General features: G+C 65.3%; 13 protein-coding genes. 4 read left to right on the top strand and 9 right to left on the bottom strand.

The window, feature by feature from the left end:
- Window position 1: 1 nt before the first annotated feature.
- The 6 genes from tssE to tssA form a co-directional block, all read right to left on the bottom strand.
- Window positions 2-514 (bottom strand): type VI secretion system baseplate subunit TssE, encoded by a 513-nt coding sequence (tssE, locus tag AB3X89_RS02760; protein WP_368581719.1) that lies wholly within the window; start codon window positions 512-514, stop codon window positions 2-4.
- Window positions 507-1,343 carry a type VI secretion system accessory protein TagJ gene (locus AB3X89_RS02755; protein WP_368581718.1) on the bottom strand — a complete coding sequence of 279 codons (837 nt, stop codon included), beginning with the start codon at window positions 1,341-1,343 and terminating at the stop codon, window positions 507-509. The genes tssE and AB3X89_RS02755 overlap by 8 nt, the downstream gene beginning before the upstream one ends.
- Before the next feature lie 98 nt (window positions 1,344-1,441).
- Entirely contained in the window at window positions 1,442-1,930 is a 489-nt protein-coding gene (locus tag AB3X89_RS02750) for an Hcp family type VI secretion system effector (RefSeq protein ID WP_368581717.1), read from the bottom strand.
- Between the two features lie 45 nt (window positions 1,931-1,975).
- A complete protein-coding gene (gene tssC, locus AB3X89_RS02745) occupies window positions 1,976-3,472 on the bottom strand; it encodes a type VI secretion system contractile sheath large subunit (RefSeq protein WP_368581716.1) in 1,497 nt (498 codons plus the stop codon).
- Between the two features lie 25 nt (window positions 3,473-3,497).
- Window positions 3,498-3,998 (bottom strand): type VI secretion system contractile sheath small subunit, encoded by a 501-nt coding sequence (gene tssB, locus AB3X89_RS02740; RefSeq protein ID WP_368581715.1) that lies wholly within the window; start codon window positions 3,996-3,998, stop codon window positions 3,498-3,500.
- Between the two features lie 93 nt (window positions 3,999-4,091).
- A complete protein-coding gene (gene tssA, locus AB3X89_RS02735; RefSeq protein WP_368581714.1) occupies window positions 4,092-5,123 on the bottom strand; it encodes a type VI secretion system protein TssA in 1,032 nt (343 codons plus the stop codon).
- A gap of 875 nt (window positions 5,124-5,998) precedes the next feature.
- On the opposite strand from tssA, the gene AB3X89_RS02730 reads away from it, so the two are divergent.
- From AB3X89_RS02730 to AB3X89_RS02720, 3 genes are read left to right on the top strand one after another with little or no spacing between them, the layout of a single operon-like run.
- Window positions 5,999-6,679 carry a hypothetical protein gene (locus AB3X89_RS02730; protein WP_368581954.1) on the top strand — a complete coding sequence of 227 codons (681 nt, stop codon included), beginning with the start codon at window positions 5,999-6,001 and terminating at the stop codon, window positions 6,677-6,679.
- A gap of 34 nt (window positions 6,680-6,713) precedes the next feature.
- The gene (locus AB3X89_RS02725; protein ID WP_368581713.1) at window positions 6,714-7,508 is read left to right on the top strand and encodes a PP2C family serine/threonine-protein phosphatase; all 795 of its coding nucleotides are present in this window, start codon (window positions 6,714-6,716) and stop codon (window positions 7,506-7,508) included.
- A gap of 31 nt (window positions 7,509-7,539) precedes the next feature.
- A complete protein-coding gene (locus AB3X89_RS02720) occupies window positions 7,540-8,343 on the top strand; it encodes a glycosyltransferase family 2 protein (RefSeq protein ID WP_368581953.1) in 804 nt (267 codons plus the stop codon).
- Here the strand turns inward: AB3X89_RS02720 and AB3X89_RS02715 are convergent.
- The 3 genes from AB3X89_RS02715 to AB3X89_RS02705 form a co-directional block, all read right to left on the bottom strand.
- The gene (locus AB3X89_RS02715; RefSeq protein WP_368581712.1) at window positions 8,340-12,890 is read right to left on the bottom strand and encodes a beta strand repeat-containing protein; all 4,551 of its coding nucleotides are present in this window, start codon (window positions 12,888-12,890) and stop codon (window positions 8,340-8,342) included. The genes AB3X89_RS02720 and AB3X89_RS02715 overlap by 4 nt on opposite strands.
- Before the next feature lie 78 nt (window positions 12,891-12,968).
- Window positions 12,969-14,642 (bottom strand): ShlB/FhaC/HecB family hemolysin secretion/activation protein, encoded by a 1,674-nt coding sequence (locus AB3X89_RS02710; protein WP_368581711.1) that lies wholly within the window; start codon window positions 14,640-14,642, stop codon window positions 12,969-12,971.
- A 20-nt stretch (window positions 14,643-14,662) separates the two neighbouring features.
- Window positions 14,663-17,224, bottom strand: a complete 2,562-nt coding sequence (locus tag AB3X89_RS02705; RefSeq protein ID WP_368581710.1) for a CHAT domain-containing protein — start codon at window positions 17,222-17,224, stop codon at window positions 14,663-14,665.
- On the opposite strand from AB3X89_RS02705, the gene AB3X89_RS02700 reads away from it, so the two are divergent.
- A complete protein-coding gene (locus AB3X89_RS02700; RefSeq protein ID WP_368581709.1) occupies window positions 17,205-19,190 on the top strand; it encodes a DUF4384 domain-containing protein in 1,986 nt (661 codons plus the stop codon). The genes AB3X89_RS02705 and AB3X89_RS02700 overlap by 20 nt on opposite strands.
- Window positions 19,191-19,204: the final 14 nt, after the last annotated feature.

Below are 19,204 nucleotides of genomic sequence, written 5' to 3'. Positions count from 1 at the left end.
TTCAGCGCGGGCCGCCCTGGTCGATCACACGGATTTCGCCCACTTCCAGATCGAGTTCGGTCCTGAAGAAAAGCCGCTCCGGATACGGCTGCGCCCACAGATCGCCCTCCACCAAAAATGACACGGTGTTGTGGCGCCCGGTCGTCTCTTCGACTTGCATCAAACTGACCCGCACGGTATCGCGCAGAATGCGCGGCTCGAACGCCCAGATCGCATCGCGCACCAGCCGCTCGAGCCGCAACGGATCGATGCCTGAGGCGGTCTTGCCGGCAATATCCGGCAAGCCGAAATTGATCACGGAGGTCGCGACATACGGATAGCCGCTCAGATCCTGCACCGACGCGAGGCCATTCGCGTTCAGCAGCCAGCCGAGGTCGCGCTGCACGCTCTCGCGCAGCGCGCGCATCGACAGAACGCGGCGCTCGCGCGCTTCCTGTTTGACTTCCGGTTCGAGATCGGTCAGCCGGTCGAGCAGCGACGGTTGCAGGCGATCACGGGCGGTCAGCTCAGCCATGATCCGGCACGGCCGCGCCGTCCTGTTCGGCAGGCGCGTCGCCGCTCGTCAGTTCGATGCTGCGCACGTCGAAGAGCGCGTAGTCGTTCGCATCGGAGGCGAACATGCGCTGTCCCACCGGCCGCGCGAGCGCGGGATCGTCACCGATCCATTCGGTCAGGCGCGCGAGCCACAGCGCGCGATTCGCCTCGGCGAGCGTGCCCGGATAGCGGGCGGGAATCAGGCCGGCGGCCTGGCCGTCGTTGGCCCACGTGAAGACGGCCGGCATCCAGACCCGGTCGCGCAGGTCGGACGGCGGCTCGATTTCGATGCGCTTGATGCGCGAAAAAGGAATCCAGTAATAGCGGCCGTTCAATACCGCTTCGAGCGTCGGGCCGAGCCGGTTGTCGGCGTCGGCGAGCCACTCGAACGGTTCGCCGTTCAATGCGCCGGCGGTGGCGGGCGCCTCGTCGAGCGCCCGCGCGCGCGCGGCGGCCGCCGCGCCGCTATCGCCTGCGGCATCGAGCCGCAATGCCTCGAGCAGCAATGCGAGCCAGCCGGTCGGCTCGCCGAAGATCAGCGGCGCGCGCTCGCCTTTGAAAACCGCCTCGCGCAGCGCCTCGCATTGCAACGCTTCACGATAGGTCTGCACCATCGGCAACGCGGCCGCGTCGAGTTCGCCGATGACGTTCAGTTGCGTCAAGGCGCGATCCCAGGCGCCCATCACCGCGAGCAACTGGAACAGAAACACGCGATAGGCGGCCTTCGACGGATCCTTGCGAACCTGGTTTTGCAATTCGCGCAGACATCCGTCGAGATCGCCTTCGCGCAAGCATTCTTCTGCGTTCATGCCGGTTCGCTCCGGTCTGTCTCAAGTCGTCCCACTCGCCGCCGCACTGCAGCGGCGCGGCCGGTGCAGTGCAGTCGCCCCTTTTTGCCGACAGCCGATCAGGTTTCCGCGTTGCCGGGGATGTTCCATTTCACTTCGACCACGCCGCCCTCCTTCGCGCCCTTGGCGTTTTGCGGCTGATACTCGACATGGAATTTTTCGAAGTTCAGCGTGACGTTCTCGGTGAAGCGCTCTTCGCCGCCGGAGCCCCCCGTCGAATACGAGCTGACCAGCACGCCTTCCAGCGTGATCTTGTAGTACTCGAGCGGATTGTCGCCGCCGGCTTTGCGCACGGTCAGCAAGGCCTTGTCGATGTGGGTGCCCTTGGTGCAGGCCGCCATGATCGGCGGACTCGCCTTGTCGCTGTATTTGGTGAACGACAGATCCTGCACCGACACCTTGCCGGCGCCGCCGCCCGTGCCCATGTGCATGGTGCCGCTCTGGCTCAGGCCCCAGCTCCACGCGAGCACTTCGATCTCTTCCTTGTGGGTCTTGTCCTGCGACTCGCCCTTGATGTCGCCCAGCTTCATGAACATGTCGATGGCCATCTTATTCTCCGCTCAAAGCAATTCGTCACTGAATGGGGATTTCCGTCATGCCGCCTTGGCGGACGGAAGCTTCGAAACCAACCGTAGCGATACGGTCAGGCCTTCCAACTGGTAATGCGGACGCAGGAAAAATTTCGACGTGTAATAGCCCGGGTTGCCCTCCACTTCCTCGACGACCACCTCGGCGGCAGCGAGCGGGCGTCGGGCTTTGGATTCTTCGCTCGAGTGCGCCGGATCGCCGTCGACGTACTGGAGGATCCAGTTCTGCAGCCAGCGCTGCATGTCGTCCTTCTCCTTGAAACTGCCGACCTTGTCGCGCACGATGCACTTCAGGTAGTGAGCGAAGCGGCTGCATGCGAACAGATAAGGCAGGCGGGCGGCGAGGTTCGCGTTCGCGGTGGCATCGGGATCTTCGAACTCGGCGGGCTTGTGCAGCGATTGCGCGCCGATGAAGGCCGCGAAATCGGAGTTCTTCTTGTGCACGAGCGGCATGAAGCCGTTCTTCGCGAGTTCGGCTTCGCGGCGATCGCTGATCGCGATTTCGGTCGGGCACTTCATGTCGACGCCGCCGTCGTCGGTGGGAAACGCATGCACCGGCAGATTTTCGACGGCGCCGCCCGATTCGATGCCGCGAATCCGCGAACACCAGCCGTACATCTTGAACGAGCGGTTGATATTGGTCGCCATCGCATAGGCCGCATTGGCCCACGCGTATTTGCTGCTGTCCGCGCCCGCGGTGTCTTCCTCGAAATCGAATTCCTCGACCGGATTGGTCTTCGCGCCATACGGCGCGCGCGCGAGAAAGCGCGGCATCGCGAGACCGACGTAGCGTGAATCCTCGGATTCACGCAGTGAGCGCCACGCGGCATGCTCAGGAGTCTGGAAGATCTTCGTCAGGTCGCGCGGATTGGCCAGCTCCTGCCATGAATCCATCAGCATCACCGCGGGATCGGCGCCGGCGATGAACGGCGCATGCGCGGCGGCCGAGATCTTGGCGATCTGCGTCAGCAGATCGACGTCGGGCCCGCTGTTGTCGAAGTAATAGTCGGCCACCAGGCAGCCATACGGCTCGCCGCCGAACTGGCCGTATTCCTCTTCGTAGAGCTTCTTGAAGATCGGGCTCTGATCCCACGCGGTGCCCTTGTACTTCTTGAGCGTCTTGTACAGATCGCCCTTCGATACGTTCATCACGCGGATCTTCAAGGTTTCGTCCGTCTCGGTGTTGTTGACCAGATAGTGCAAGCCGCGCCACGCGCTCTCGACTTTCTGGAACTCCTCCGAGTGAATGATCTGATTGACCTGGGCGGTCAGCTTCTCGTCGATCCGCGCGATCAGCGATTCGATCGTCGCGAGCACGTCGCCCGAAATTACGTTGGTATCGCGCAGCGCCTGTTCGGCGAGCGTGCGCACCGCCGTCTCGACGGCTTCCTTCGCCTTCTCGCTCTTCGGCTTGAATTCCTTTTGCAGCAGATTCGCGAAATCGCTGGTTTCAAGCGACGTCTCGCCGGGTTGCGCTTGCCCTTCGGTGCTAGGTTCAGCCATGGTCAGACTCCCCTGTAGGTCACGCTCATTCCTGCGGCTTCGGTGCGGACGCCAACGACTGCAGCAACGCAGGATCGTTGAGCAGCTTCGCGATCAGTTCCTCCGCGCCGGTCTTGCCGTCCATATAGGTCAGCAGGTTCTGCAACTGGCCGCGCGCCTCCAGCAGCTTCGCCAACGCGTCCACCTTGCGCGCTACCGCGGCAGGCGAAAAATCGTCCATGCTCTCGAAGGTCATGTCGACGGCGAGGTTGCCTTCACCGGTCAACAGGTTCGGCACCTGCACGGCGACGCGCGGCTTCATCGACTTCAGACGCTCGTCGAAGTTGTCGACGTCGATCTCGAGAAACTTTCGATCCGCCACCGGCGCGAGCGGGTCGGCCGGCTGACCGGACAGATCGGCCAGCACGCCCATCACGAAGGGCAGATTGACCTTCTTCTCCGAGCCGTAGACTTCGACGTCGTACTCGATCTGAACCCGCGGCGCTCGATTGCGCGCGATGAATTTCTGGCTGCTTTCCTTGGCCACGACGATTCCCCTGGTTGACGCCGCACGGCCGCGAGCAGCATGGCGCATGACTGGCGTTGCTATAAGCGAAAAGGCACATCCCCGCCTGACTGCTTACTCGTTTTCTATACCGCCGACCTGCCGGGCCTGGCTCACGCCTTCGGGCGCGAGGTCCTGCAGAATTTCCATGAAGTTCTTGTCGACCAGCCGGCGCGCGCGCAGCAGCAGCAGCGGCACCGGGCTGGAGGGTTCGTGACGCTCGTAGTACGCGCAGATCTTGTCGATCATGCGGATCACGTCCTGACGGTCCGTGATGTCGCCGGACACCGGTACGGGTGCGGGCGCCGCGCCGGCGTGCTCGCCCGTGGCCGCGTCGCCGTCTGTCGATGCTTGCGGCGCGCCGCCCGGGACGTCCAGACGTTCGCCGAGAAAATCGGCCGCACGCCGCAGCAGTCTCGACAGCGGCGACAGATCGATGGAACGCGCCGCGCCGACACGCTCGGTCAATACCGTTTCGATGCGCGTCGCGCTATGCGTGGCCGCGAGCAAGGCCGTGTGCGCTTCGGCGGCGTCTTCGTGAGCGTCGGCGATCACCGCGTCGATCGAACTCAGCGACGGCGCCTCGACGCCCTTGGGCAGCGGCACTTCTCCGGTCGCATATTCGATGTCGCGCAAACTGACGACACCGTGCGCGCGCGACGACGCGAGCGGCGCGTCGCGCACATCCACCAGCATGCCGGACGCGTCGACGAGCGCGGCGAGCGCGTTGACGCGGGCGGTCGGATCGTTGTCGTCGTCGGGATCGAGCTGCGGGTAGACGTGGTCCCAGCGCTGTTCGAGCAGGCCTTCGACGAGCGCTAGACCCTCGGCGAAGCCGGCGAAACGCCGGCGATTGAGCAGCGCGCGCGCCAGGTGTACCGCGACACGCAAGTCGCGGCCTTTCACGAGCAGATCGAGCGATAGCGCTTCGGCCACTTTCCAGTCGGGCGGTGTGGCGGCGACCATGGTCTCGCCGAACTGCACCTCCGGCTTGCCATGAACGACCTGTTCGAGCGCAAGGAAGTCAGGGTCGTACTCGAGGTCGTCCCCGCACGGACTGGCAGCTGATATGTCGGCGAGCAGTTCGCCCGCGAGAAGCGTGGCCATGTCTGTATCGGTCTCGGATGAGTAGTCTCGACGCACCGTAAGTGACCGGTACGCGTTGCCCTTGCCCGCCAGGAATCAGCGTTTCCCGGAAATACGTGTTAACTCTAATTAGATTGCCCGTGCCACCTATTGCGCTGTTTTTAGCGGGCATTGCCCATTCTCGGCGGCAATCCGATATGAGAATAGCACGCAGCCCGGAAAAACAAAGCCGGATACCAATAGAAGCGGATTTTGTTTAATTAAGCGAAACAGTATATGTAATACCATTCAACTCCATAAACATTTAAAAAGTTTTCACCTTTCGTTCAGTCACCATTAACCATCCAATGCTCGGCCAGTCGTCTTACGACCTCGCCAGCGCGCCCTTTCAGGACAGGCGATTGGCGGGATCGCCCGACATCTAAGTAAACGAATCAAGCGCTCGATTTTTAAAAAATTCGACCTTTCGAGACTACCGGTAAGCGTTTACATTTCGTCCAGGGTTAATCCTGATAGCGATAGAACACCGCGACAAAGCGGTGAATAACATATTGAGTTTTACCTTGTAATAAATAAAACGTGCCAATAGACTAACTTTGTTTTCCAATCATGCGCCGGTTGCCCGGCCGAATTGCCTGGTATTGCAGGCGTTTGGCACTCGCATCAGCCCGATATGGCGGCAAAGCGAGTGCCGGATTCGTTGGGGGACAGGAAGCCGGCGCACCACAAGCGCGGCGCAATGGGTAGTGTCAGCAGCGGGCTCCGCCGCAGGAAGCGGAGTTCACACCTCGGGGTGAAAAGTGGCAGATATCCAAAGCGCAGCAATGGCCGACCACGCTGGAGAGAGCGCGCTGCCCGACCTGTGGCAACGCCGCACCTGCCTGAGCCACGACGAAATGGCGTCGATCTATACGATCGTGCGCCGCGCGTTGACCGGCTACCATCCTTCGGAATTGCAGGCGCTGGGCGAGGACAAGGAGGAACTGATCTCGCAGTTCCTCTATTTCAAGGTGTTCCGCCTCGATACCGCGCCTACCGCCTCGCCCACCTTCCCGCTGCATAGCGCGCCCTCGAACAGCCATGCCGTGTGCGCCTATTTCCGCCGCTACCTGATCGACTGTCTGCGTAGCGCGAGCCATCAGCGCAACGTGTCGCTCGATGAAGACGACGTGATGCTCGAGATCGACCGGCAAACCGCCTTTCACCCCGATCCGATCGGCTCGGTCCTGCTGCAATACGGTCTGCACGAAGCCGAAGTCCGCGAATCCGCGTCGGATTTCATCGCTTCGCTCGACGAAGCGAACCGCATGCTGCTCGCCGGCAGTCTCGGATGGCTGTCGAACGAGAAAGGCGGTCTGTCGCAGGTCGCCGCGCGTTACGGCATCGCGTCGTATCACTACCGGGCGCGCAAGCTCGGCGTCACGCTGAAAAAAGGCTCGATACCCGCCGACTTCGCCCGTACGGAAATCGGCCAATGGATCGAGCACAGCCTCGGCATCGACATCGCGCCCGGCAATCGCATCGTCATCCTGCTGGTTCTGGGCATCCTGTCCGCGCAGTCGCACGCACAGGAATGAGGTCGACCGACCACGAGCACATGAGAGGTCAACGGTGCAACTCGCCACCGCAAGCCTGACCGACCGGGGCGACCGCCCGCGCAATGAAGATTCGTTCGGCGACTGGTCGAGCGAGCGGCTCTACTATTGCGTCGTCGCCGACGGCGCCGGCGGACATGGCGGCGGCGACACCGCCGCGCGCCTCGTCGTCGATTCGGTGCTGGCGGATTTGCGCTATCTGACCGTGGCCGAATTGCCGCCGACCGGCGAACGGCTGATCGGCTCGCTCACGCATGCCAACGAGAACATCCTCGAAGAACAGTTGCGCGGCAAGGACAGTGAAAAAGACATGCGTTCGACGGCCGTGGTGCTCGCCATCGATCGCGAATGCGCGACGGCCGCGTGGGCCCATTGCGGCGACACCCGCCTGTACTGCTTCCGCCACGGCGAAATCAGCGCGCGCACGCGCGACCACAGCATGGTTCAGCAGATGGTCGACGCGCAGTTGCTCACCGAGGAGGAGATGCGCCATCACCCGCGCCGCAACGTGCTGTATGCGGCGCTGGGCACCCGCGACGCGCTTTCCATTGCGGGCATCGACGGCACCTTCGCGCTACGCGACGGCGACGCTTTCCTGATCTGCACGGACGGTCTGTGGGAGTACGCCGACGACGCCGGCATCGCCGATGCGCTAGCCCATGCGGCGACACCCGGCGACTGGCTCGACGCACTCGCGCAGCAGGTGCGCGCGAACGCCAGCACGAATCACGACAACTTCACGGCGCTCGCGGTGTGGGTCGGTGACGATGGGGAAGCGACACAGTTGATGCCAGGCCCGGCACAACCGTGACGCAGCGGATCAGCATCGCAACGGGGCTCGCATCATGCCGATCTCGATCATCATTCCCTGTCTGCAGATGGCGGCAACGCTTGGCCGCGCGCTCGAAAGCTGCCTGATTCAGCCGGAGGCCGCGCAAATCATCGTCGTCGACGATGGCTCGACCGATGCTTCGATCGACGTCGCGCAACATTACGGCCGCCTCGACGCGCGCGTGCAGGTGCTGCGCATGCACGTGAACGGCGGCGTCGCGGCCGCGCGCAACTGGGCCGCGATGCACGCGAGCGAGGATCTGCTCGCTTTCATCGACGCTGACGACGAATACCTGCCCGGCGCGCTGGCTGCGGCGAGTGGCTATCTGCAGCGCTGTCCGGGAGAGGCATCGGTGCGGCTCGATGTCGACTATGCGGGCTTTCCTCGCGCGATCGTCGAGCATCCCGATTTCGAAAAATACGCTGCAATCCTGAGCAACACCGTGCCCAGCAGTCTGGTGATCCGGCGGGCGGTGTATCGCGCGCTGGGCGGGTTTCCGCTCGACGTGTTCTTTCGCCGCGTCGGTGGCGAAGACGGCGCGTTTTCGTGGGCATTGAGCCGGCTGTTCGGCAACCGGCGGCTGATCGACGCGAAGCGGGTGCGCCAGCATTACCACCCGGAAATCCACGCGGAGCGATTCTTCCGCATTCACCTCGGCATGGAGCAGCCCGTCCACGAGGACGTCGTCGAAGCATGGCGGCTCTCGCAGCGGTTCGTCGCGAGCGCCGAGGCCGCCATCGCACAACTGCGCGCGCTGCATTCGCCCGAAGGCGCGCCGCCGCCGGTTCCGTCCGCTTCGCCTCGCTCCCGCTAGAAGTCGCCGCAGCCGTGCTGGGCGTTCGTCAGCATGCAGCTGTTCAGGTTCGGCTGCGAGCGCACCCGTTTCCATTCGACCGCGAGGATGTCCTGATTCTCGCCCGGCGGCGTCGTGCTGAAGAGCGGCTGGTTAGAGCCGATGCAGATGTTGGTGCCCTGCAGATTGTTTTCGTAGACGAACGTCTGCTCCTGGCTGCTGAAAAACGTCTGCAGCCCGCTTTGCGCGACCGGATTGGGAATCGGGCCCTGAGGGTTCGAGTTCTGGAACGGAATCACCGTCAGCGTGCCCGGCACTTCGTTGACGATATAGCCGACGCTGGACGTGAAGTTGGGGTCGATCGGATAACCGCCCGCCGGTGACGTCAGAGTGGCCGTGGTCGTCTCCGAGCCGCTCAACGTGCCCGCGGCAGTGTCGCCATTGATCAGGCCGCTCGTCGTATAGGTGAACGCCGGGTTAGGCGCACCGACGAAGCGCGTCGCGCCATCCGCGGTGACCGTGACCGTCGGCCGTGCGGCATAGACGAAATGATTGCCGGTAGCGGGCACCGTGCCGCCCCAACTACAGCCCGAGCCAAACAGGCAGCCGTAAAAATTCGGCTGCGCGGTGTTCGGCTGCACGCTGCCGCGTGTTTCGCCGGTCCAGGTGCTGGCCCAGACTCGCCATGCGTTGCCGGCGCCAAGTGTGCCGGAGTTCGCATCGACGAAAACGCCGTTCTCCATCACCAGATCGATCGAGCCGCCCGCGCTCAGATTCGTGCTCGGCGCCGTCGCGGACGGCGTGGCCGCGCCCAGCCCGATATTGCCGGTCGTGGCGGTCGCGACGAGGTTGCCGGTCAGCGTGGAGTTCGTCACGCTCATCGGGTTCAGCTGGCTCGCGGCGGTGTCGAACGTCCGGCTCGTCAGCGGGCCGATCACGAAACCATGCGAGTTCGAGAAGTCGACGTTGCCCGCATTGGCCATCGCCAGCACGCCGACGTCGTTTTGCGGATCGGTCAGCGTGAAGCTACCGGGGCCGGCAAGGATGAGCCCGGCGGTCTGGATGCCGCCGGGGTCCGTGACGGGACCTGCGGACAACAACATCAAGGTCTGGCCCGGGGTCGAGATGCCGAAGCTCAGCGCGATCCCTTGACTGCCCGCGCCCGGGTTCGACAGCGTCAGATTGTTCGCGAAGGACGGCCGCGTCGGCACGCAAGGCGAGCCGGCCGATACGCACTGCCCGCTTACCGTGATGCGTCCGGTCTGGGTGCTGGACCCCAGCACGATGTTCGGGATCGATGCGAAGCTCGCGAAAGTCGGGGCGTCGATGCTGAGGCCGCCGCCCGTGCCGAGCAGCGTGATCGGCGTCGCGTTCTGCGCGGTGATCGCGAAGCTCGACGGGTCCACCGACGCCGGCATGATCGACAGCACGCCGCCCGACGACGTCAGCGTCGCCTGCGTGATCGCGAGGCTGCTCGCGGTGCCGTCGTTGAATGCGCGCAATACGATCGAACCGGGACTCGTGGTCGAGATCGTCACGTTGTCGGTCGCGGCATTGGCGACCGCAGTCGTTATGCCGCCGGTGACGCCGGTGGTCGGATTGAGCAGCCCGAACTCGCTCTGCTCGACCTCCGGGACGGCCAGGCCGATCGCGACGCCCGGATCGGACGTGGTAGTCGAACCGGCGATGCCGATCGTCGTGTTACGCGTGCCGGTCGCGCCGATCGTGCCATTGGCGATCAGCACGCCGTAGTCGTTCTGCAGGTTCGGACTGCTGCCGGCCGGGCCGCTCACCGTGCCGCGAATATCGATCGCCCCGCCGTTGGTCGACGTGATCGTCGTGCCGTCAGTGATCAGCACGCCCTGCACGAACGGACCGGTGCCGCTGCCGAACAGGCTCACCGTGCCCGTTCCGGTCGTCACCGATACGGGGGACGTCTGGACGCATTCCACGCATGGCGTGTTCTCGAACATCAGTCCGATCACCGAGTCGCCGTTCACCGCGGCGCCGACGCTTTGTCCGGTGAACTTGATGTTGCCGCTCGTCGACTGGACCGACGACCCATGCATGTCGAGGCCGATACTGACGTTCATGTTCGACGACACGCTGCCGGCGGCGGAAATGTCGCCGCTGCCGGTGTTCAGCGTGGCGCCCGAAAAAAAGACGCCGTCCGCGAAGGTGCCGCCGGTGGCTGTGCCGTTGACATTGCCCGTCACGCCGATCGAGCCGGTCGTGTTGGAGATCGTGGTGTTCTGAATCTCGACGCCGAAGCCCCCTTGCGCGCTTTGCGCGACGCTCCCGTTGACCGCGATCGCGCCGCCCGAACTGCTGAGCCCGGGTTGCGGCGTGGCACTCCCGCCCACCGTGGCGCCGCCGCTCAGGAACACGCCCGTTGCGCCGCTGCCTGAGGCACTGCCGTTCACGCTCAGTGCCCCGCTCGTCGTGCTGGCGGAAGTGCTGGATAGAAACACTCCGATGCCCTGATCCTCGATATTCGAACTGCCGGCACCGCTGATGTTGAGCGCGCCGCTGCCGGTTCGAATCGTGTTGTTACCTTGCGCGAAGACGCCGTCGTTGCCTCCGCCGCCGGCGGTCGCCGTGCCGGTGATACGCAGCGCGCCGCTCGTCGTCGACAGCGCGCTGGCGTCTTCGATCGCCACGCCGTTGGCGTTCGCGCCCAGCGCGACGCCCGACAGCGAGAACAGGCCGGCCTGCGTGGAAATGGTCGACGCGTCGATGAAGATGCCCGACGACGACGTGACCAGATAACCAATCGCCACGCCATTGATCGGGAACGTGCCGGTCACCGTCAGATCGCCGCCCGCCGTGTCGATGTTCGAGTTCTGGATCAGGATCGGGCTCGCGCCGCCGCTGCCCAACGTCACGCTGCCGCCGTTGGTCCTCACGGTGACGCCCTGGAACGAGACCAGGCTGAGCGGGCTCGTGCCGCCCACGTTCGCATCGAATACGAGGCTGAGCGGCCCGGCACTCGACGTGATGGTGTTGTTGACCAGCACCGATCCCGTCGCGCTCAGCTTCAGCGTGGCGGGAAGCGTGCCGGTCGTGAGGCTGAGCGGCGCGTCGACGACGATGTCGCCCGCGCCCAGGTTGGGATCGGTCCCTGTCAGTACCGTCACCGACGTGCCAAGGCTCAGCGGGCCGGTAAGCGCCGTGTTCAGGATGAACGTGCTGCCGGTGATCGGCCCGAACGTCATCGTGTTCGAATCGGCCGCGGTTTGCGTTTGGACCGGCGCAGCGGTGACATCCGGTATCTGCGTCACGATGTCGACCTCGAACGGGTCGAGCAGCCACCGGCCGCCCTGGCCTTTCGGCGCCGATGCATCGACGCTCATGCCGGTCGTATCGAGCGTGTGGCCGGACGTTTCGATCAAGCCGCCGTTGCCGCCCCGTGGACCGCCCTTCGCGGTCAACGTGCCGTAAATGCGGCTGGCCGTTTCGCTGTAAGCGACGACGTTGCCGCCATTGCCGTCGACGAGCGCATCCGCATGGATGCTGGCGGTGGGCGACATCCAGATCGCATCGGCATTGCGGATGGCGGGGTCCGCGCCCGCCGGGCCGCCGCCGAAGTGCACGGTGCCGCCGCCCGCGGCACCGCTCGCATCGATGTACGCCCCGGGCAGCAGCGCCACGTCGTAGCCGGTCACGTCGATCCTGCCGCCGGTTTGCCCTGCGCCGCCGCTGGCGTCGAGCGTACCGCCCACCTGGGTCACGCCATTCGTGCCGCCGTCGAGCAGTATGTGGCCGTTATGCTCGCTGAGGCCTTGTGCGCGCACGATGCCTTGCTGGTTGATGACCGTGCCGGCCAGCGCATCGGCCGTCTGTGCGCTCATCACGACGGTGCCGCCGTCGGCGGCCACTGTGCCGGTATTGCCGATCAGCGCGTGCGCCGCGCCCTGGTTGATCTTCAGCGTGGTCAACCCGTCGCCGGCGAAGTCGACGGTGATGTCGTTGCCCGCGCCCAGCGCGACGGTGCCCAGTTTCGCGCTGACCGTGCCGCTATTGCTGACCGTGCCGCCGAGCAACGCGATGGTGCCGCCCTCGGCCGCGCTGAGCGTTCCGGCATTGCTGAGCGGCGCCGCGGACGCGCCGACGAAATGGTAGTTGCCGGCAAGAAAGTCGGCATTCGAGATATTGAGCGTCGAAGCGACCATCGATCCCACGTTCACCGAGGACCCTGGCGCAAAGATCACCCCCGCCGGATTGACGAGAAACACCTTGCCGTTGGCCTGCAAGCGTCCGGCGATCACGCTGGGGTCGTTGCCCATCACGCGGTTGAGCAGCGCGGAGGAAGCCGACGGCTGCGCGATGCGGACCGCTTCGCCGCTGCCGATCGAAAACGTGTTCCAGTTGACGATCGCATTGGACGAGCCCTGCGTGATGTGCATCTGGCCAGCGGCCGGCGAGTTGATGCTGACCGTGCCGGCCACCACCTGGCCGCCGGTCGGATTCGCGAGCACGAGCGGCATATACGATGCCGCGAACAACGCGGCGACCGCGCCGGCGATCGTGCTCGCATGCGCGGGTCGCACATTGCATGGCTTGTTCATCACACACCTCGGCACAGATTGCTGCTTGTCGTTGCGTTGCGTTGCGTTTGGTCGCGTCTGGCTGCGTTTGGCTGCCTGCTAGAACGTCTTGGTCAGTTGCACATAAAAGCGCGGCAACCTGTCGTTGCCGGTCGTATCGGGCCCGGTCGTGCGCCATGCGACCGTGCCCTGTAGCGAAAAACCGCCCGGCGCGGCCCAGAACGCGCCGAGACCCACGCCACTGCGCGTGATCACGTTCGACCCCTGGCCCGGGCGCGACGTCGCGTTGTACCAGCCCGTACCGAAGTCGAAGAACGTGAACACGGTGGCCCGCGCATCGATCGCGAAGCGCCCTTCGAGGGTCGCGACGAAACCCTCGTCGACCAGTGCCTCGGACGGCGAATAAGCGCGCACCGCGTGCGGTCCGCCGAGCAGGAAGCGCGACGAACTGTCGAGCGTGGTTCCGGCCCACTGGCCGGATACGCCGGCGAATACGCTGAGCCGCTCGGTGATCGCGTTCAGGCGGTTCGCGAAGAACGTCGCGCGCACTTCGGTGCCTTGCGTGTCGCGCCCGAGCGGCGACGCATCGAGTGCCTCGGCCTGCGCGTTGCGAAAATGCAGACTGCCGATCAACAGTTCGACATCCGCGCTGTTGAAGCCGCGGCCGAACAGCGCGTCGCGGCTTTCGTAGCTGAGGCCGACACTGCCCTCAACGAGCGATCTGGGATTGTGTTGATCGACGACGCCGATGTTGTCGATCAGGTCGCGATACTCGAGATTCACGCGTGCCAACAGGCTCTGATTGCGTGTGCGCACGAGTGGATGCGTGAGCGTGAAGTCCACCACGGTCGCCTCGCCCTGCGCGTCGAGCGACGCGAATTCCTTGCCGAGCACATAGTTGAGCCGCGACACCGCGACCCCGACGCGCGTTCCTTGCGCATTGATCGGCGCTTCGTAGCCGATGCGCCCATAAAGCGTGTCGCCGCGTTCGCTGCCGAGCAGCCGCAGGTCGAGGTTGTCGCCGATCATGAACGGCGAATTCAGGCGCGCGAGCGCACCGAGCCGCCAGGTACCGCTCGACTCCGCGCCGAAGTTGTCGACATCGAGCGCAAAGGTCCAGCGTTTGGCCGGCGCGACGTTGACGGTCAGATCGACCGTGCCCGGCTCCTCGCCCGCTTCGATCGCCGAGGAAACCTGAATACCCGGCAGATCGGACAGCAGCAGCATGGTCCGTTCGAGTTCGTGCTGCTGCAGCGGCTTGCCCAGCGGAATCTGCGCGACCCGCGCGCGCAACAGGTCTTCGCGGATCGGCGTGCCGGCCGCGATATCGAGCCGCACGTGGCCGACGCGTCCTTCGAGCACGCTCAATTCGACGTTGCCGGACGTCACGTCCTGCGGCGGGATCACCACCTGGGCGAGCAGATAGCCGTGATCGCGATAGACCTGCGTGATGCGCGCGGCAATTTCTTCGAGCCCGGCGAAACTGGTTTGCTTGCCGAATTTGTCTTGCACGGGCGCGAGCAGTGCATCGCTGGCGATCGTGTCGTTGCCCTTCAGCGTGATGCTCTTCAGCAGGAAGGTCTGGCCGGGCGCCGTCACGGGTGCCGCCGGCGGCGGCACGGCGGGCAGCGCCTGATTGCCGCCCGGCGGCGCGGGCCGGGTTTCGCGCGGCGCCGTCTGGTTCAGGATGCTGCCCGCGTTCGGCAATGTCTGGCCCCACGCGAGCGCACTGCTGCAGGACACCGCCGCGGCGATCAGTCGGAGTCTTCTCATCGGTCTAGGGTTGGTTGGGTTCATCCCTGTTGCTGACGCGCGATGGTCAAACGCCAGCCACCCATCAGATCGAATGGCGCCCAGAAGAACGGATGCGCGAAGCGCGGCGTGTGCAGAACCGCCAGTTGCGCGGTGCGCATCGCGTCGATCGCCTCATGGCCTTGCGCGAGTTGCGCGTAGAAGGTGCGCATCGTCAGCGCGCTCGATTCGTCGGCGACCGGCCACATCGACACGATCAGGCTGGTTGCGCCGGCATAGAAGAACGCCCGCGTGAAGCCGAGAATCTCGTCGCCGCGCGCGATCCGGCCGAGCCCGGTCTCGCAGGCCGACAGCGTGACGAGCGACACGTCGTTGAGCTTCAGGTTGTAGATGTCTTTCGCGAGCAGCGAGTCCGGGCCGTCGGCGGGCTGCGTCGCGGGCGCGAGCAGGATGCTCGAGTGCAACGGATCGATGGTGTCGGCCTGCGCGTGCGTCGCGACGTGCAGCACGCGTGCGGCGGGCGCGTTGTCGCGAAAGCTCAGGCGCGTGGCATCGCTATGCAGGAACACTTCGTTGCGCGCGAACAGCGGCGCAATGCCCTGCACTTCCGCCTCGGCGCCCGGCAGCGCATAAGCAGGCGTGATGGTCGGATTGCCGAATGCGACCAGATCGCTCGCGATCTTCCGCTGGCGCTGCGCGAGTTGCACCGCGACGCTCGCCGAGGGTACGAGCGCGATCGCATGGCGTTCGATCAGAAAGCCGTCGGCATCGTGCAGAGCCTGGAACGGCAGATAGTGCAGCGCGCCGTGCGGCACGATGATCAGCCGCTCGTTCGGGCGCAGGCCGAGCGGCGCGATCAGCAACGCGTCGAGCTTGTCGCCGTAGGTCAGCGCGGCCGGCCGCCGGCGCACGATCGCATTGCGCAGGTCGGTCACGGCGGCATCCATGTCGGCGCGCGCAATTGGCAACGTGTGGCCGGTCAGGCCATCGGCACGCACCACCCAGACGATCAGCTCCTTGTCGAGACTGTGAAACTCCACGATCGCCTCGTTGGGCTCGAGCGCATTGCGCGTCGCGGCGAGGCTCGGCACCTGCCCGTTCAGTTGACGGTCGTCGACGCCGGTATCGACGCGATTGCGCACCACGTCGAGCAGCGCGCGCGCCCGGCTGCGTTCGGATAGATCCCAGGCAATCGCGTAGTCGCCGGTTTCGACCGTCAGCGCGATCGCCTGTTCGAAGACCGTTTGCGTGTCGCCGAACAGCGCCGTCTTGAACTCGTCGCTGCGAAACCGCGCGCGGATTTTCTCGGAGTCGTCGACGGCGAGCAGGTAGGCTTCGCGCGCATTCGCCTTGTCACCGAGCGCGAGGTCGGCGCGGCCGATGCCTTCGTGAGCCCACAGACGGTCGTAGTTGGCGTCGCTGGAATTGCCGCTTTCGCTCAATAGCGTTTCGAACGCGTGTTTCGCCTCCTCGGGCTTGCCTTCGGCCAGCAGCAGATTGCCTTCGATGCGCCGGTAGGCGGGTGCTAGCTCTGCGGTGGCCGGGGCGCCGACCGCGTCGAAGGTTTGGCGCGCGCCGAGCGTATCGCCCCGGGCAAGCTGCGCGTTGATGATCGACATCAGCACCAGCGGCTTGTAGCGCGGCGACGCGGTCGTCAGCGCGTCTTCGTAGGCGGCCAGCGCCTGCTGCGGCTTGCCCCGGCGCAACGCGACATCGCCAAGCACCTTGTTGGCCGGCGCAAAGACCTGCTCGGGCGCCTTCGGTGTGGAAGCTAGCGCATCGCGGGCATAGCGCTCGGCGTTGTCGAGGTCGCCGGCATAGCTGTAGGCGATCGCGAGGTCGCGTTTGGACAGGGCCGCCAGATCCTCATTGTTGGTCTGCCCGGCCACCACCAGCGCGCGCGCCGCGGCATCGACGCTGTCGCGGAAGTCGCCGCGCTCGGCGGCCGCGACGGACATGCTGCAATAGTCGTAGGCAGGGAGTTTGACGCGGTCACGCGACAACAGCAGACGCCCTTCGGACGTCAACGTGTTGATCGTTTCGGCGTCGCGTTCGCGTTCGTCGGCCTGACGAAAGGCGAACGACTCGGGCGCGAGGGCCACGCCGCTCGCGGGCCGCGCCGCGGCGGCGGACGGGCCGGCGGCCAGCGAATTGCCCGCCGCGCCCAGCAGTATCGAGCCAATCACGAGCGCGCCCGTGATCCACGCGGCATCGAGCCGGGGGACCCATGCGACGAGCGCACGCCGCGAATCGCGTTGCACGACGCTGTGTGCCATCCCGCTCGATAGGCCTTGGCGCTCGTTCACTTTAACTTCCTGCAAGAAGGCAAAAGGAAGCGGCTGGGATGGAATGCGCGTACAACCCGCAAGCTGCACGCAGCGGTTGACTAACACCGTATAGACGAATTCGGCCCGCCGATTTTGAAACTGGCGGCCGCACGCGGACCAACGCCCGCGCGCGCGGGCCGGCCCGATTTCAAAAAATGGCTCGCTCGCTCGTCTTAAGGATGGACGCGCCTGCGCGTGAGGGTGGCGCTCGCATGTGCCGGGCTCAGCCGTCGTACCCTCCAGGGAGCCAAAGCCGATGAGCAGCCCCGACGACAAAACCGTGATCGTGCAACAGGCGTCCGGACCGGACGGCCAGCAGAACCCCGCCGATGCGGCGGGCGCCGATCGTACAGTCGTCCTCCGCCCCGCCGCGCAGGGTTCGAACGCGCAACATGCGCTGCCCGCCGGCACCCGGCTCGGCGAGTTCGAGATCGTCGATCTGATTGGCGAAGGCGGCTTCGGCATCGTCTATCTCGCCTACGATACCCAGCTAGGACGTCACGTCGCGCTGAAGGAATACATTCCCGCCGCGCTCGCCACGCGCGTCGGCGCGGCCGAAGTATCGGTCCGCTCGGAACGTCATGAAGACACTTTCCGCGCCGGCCTGAAAAGCTTCATCAACGAAGCGCGGCTGCTCGCCCGCTTCGATCATCATTCGCTCGTCAAGGTGTACCGGTTCTGGGAGGCCAACGGCACCGCGTACATGGTGATGCCGTATTACGAGGGCGTGACGCTGCGCGACGGCTTGCGCCGCATGAGCGCCCCACCCGATGAAGCCTGGCTGCGCGCGCTGCTTGCGCCGCTGCTCGAAGCGCTGGCGGTGTTGCATGCGGCGCAGTGCTATCACCGCGACATCGCGCCGGACAACATCATGCTGCTCAAGGGCAGCGGCCGCCCCGTGCTGCTGGACTTCGGCGCGGCGCGGCGCGTGATCGGCGACATGACCCAGGCCTTGACCGTGATCCTGAAGCCGGGCTATGCGCCGGTCGAGCAATATGCCGAAGTGGCGGCGTTGAAACAGGGGCCGTGGACCGATGTGTACGCACTCGCCGCGGTCGTCTATTTCGCGATTCAGGGCAAGACACCGCCGCCTTCCGTCGGCAGGCTGATGAGCGACACGTATGTGCCGCTCGCCACTGCCGCGGCCGGCCGGTATAGCGAACGGTTCCTGCGCGCGATCGATCATGCGCTCGCGGTGCGCCCCGAAGATCGCCCGCAAAGCGTCCAGGCGCTGGCAGACGAACTGGGAATTGCCATCGATACGCGGGATGACGCGGATGCGGCGATCGAACCCAACACGCGCGTTTCGGTCGAGACAGCGAGTACCGCTGCGCCGCGAACGGCGCCAGCCGCCACTGTCGAGGCGAAGCGCGATGAGCCAGCCGCGGCGGCCGTTCCTGCACCAGCCGGTAGTCAACGGAAGCGCACGGGCTTAATCGCGGCAGGTGCTCTTTGCGTCGTGGCCCTCGCGGGGATCGGTACGTGGTTTGCGATGCGTACACCACCGGCCGCGAGCCCGGCTGTCACTGCAAGCACGAATGCGCACGACACGGCTTCGCCGAAGCCGGCCGAGACTCCAGCGCAGACGTCTGGCAATGCCGCTCCAAATCCGGCAGCCGTTGCTGCTGTTGCCCCCGCTGCGCCGGCTGCTCCTGCTTCGCCTGCCACGATTACCGCGCCCGCCACACCACCCGAACAAGCCGACAATCTCGCACCCTTCACCCCCGCCAGCGAACTGGAGCGAATCGTGACGCTGGCCGATCCGTCGATTCAGGTTACCGCCACCCCGGGCAGAACGTCCGCCACGATCGGCAAGGACTATCTGCAGTTCAAACTCGACAGCAACCGTGCGGGCTACGTGTATGTGTTCATGGTCGATCCGGACGGTCAGTACCTGATGTTGTTTCCGAACGGACTCGATCGCAACAACCGGATCGCCGCCGGTCAGACGCTGTCGTTGCCGCGCGCCAGTTGGCCGATGCTGGCGGGCAACCCGCCGGGTCCCAATCACTTCCTGACGCTGGTGTCGACGACGCCGCGCGATTTTTCCGACGGCGGACTGAAGTCCGCGGCGCCGTTCCAGTCGTTCCCCGCTGATGCCCAGCAGCAGGCGGCCGCGCGCCGCGGCCCGCATTATTCGCCGTTCGCGGGCAAGCCGCGTTGCCCGGCAGGCACCGCGGATTGCGCCGGCGCGTTCGGCGCCGCCACGTTCACCATCGATGCCGTCAAGCCGCGCGGCTAGCGCGCCCGACGTTT

Origin of the sequence: Paraburkholderia sp. BR14320 (genome assembly GCF_040948665.1) — a bacterium.
GTDB lineage: Bacteria > Pseudomonadota > Gammaproteobacteria > Burkholderiales > Burkholderiaceae > Paraburkholderia > Paraburkholderia youngii.
This window is presented reverse-complemented; position numbering and strand designations above follow the sequence as displayed.

Coding starts and splice junctions, on each gene's coding strand:
- tssE (WP_368581719.1), bottom strand. CDS start 514: ATGGCTGAGCTGACCGCCCGTGATCGCCTGCAACCGTCGCTGCTCGAC.
- AB3X89_RS02755 (WP_368581718.1), bottom strand. CDS start 1,343: ATGAACGCAGAAGAATGCTTGCGCGAAGGCGATCTCGACGGATGTCTG.
- AB3X89_RS02750 (WP_368581717.1), bottom strand. CDS start 1,930: ATGGCCATCGACATGTTCATGAAGCTGGGCGACATCAAGGGCGAGTCG.
- tssC (WP_368581716.1), bottom strand. CDS start 3,472: ATGGCTGAACCTAGCACCGAAGGGCAAGCGCAACCCGGCGAGACGTCG.
- tssA (WP_368581714.1), bottom strand. CDS start 5,123: ATGGCCACGCTTCTCGCGGGCGAACTGCTCGCCGACATATCAGCTGCC.
- AB3X89_RS02730 (WP_368581954.1), top strand. CDS start 5,999: ATGGCGTCGATCTATACGATCGTGCGCCGCGCGTTGACCGGCTACCAT.
- AB3X89_RS02715 (WP_368581712.1), bottom strand. CDS start 12,890: ATGAACAAGCCATGCAATGTGCGACCCGCGCATGCGAGCACGATCGCC.
- AB3X89_RS02710 (WP_368581711.1), bottom strand. CDS start 14,642: ATGAGAAGACTCCGACTGATCGCCGCGGCGGTGTCCTGCAGCAGTGCG.
- AB3X89_RS02700 (WP_368581709.1), top strand. CDS start 17,205: ATGAGCAGCCCCGACGACAAAACCGTGATCGTGCAACAGGCGTCCGGA.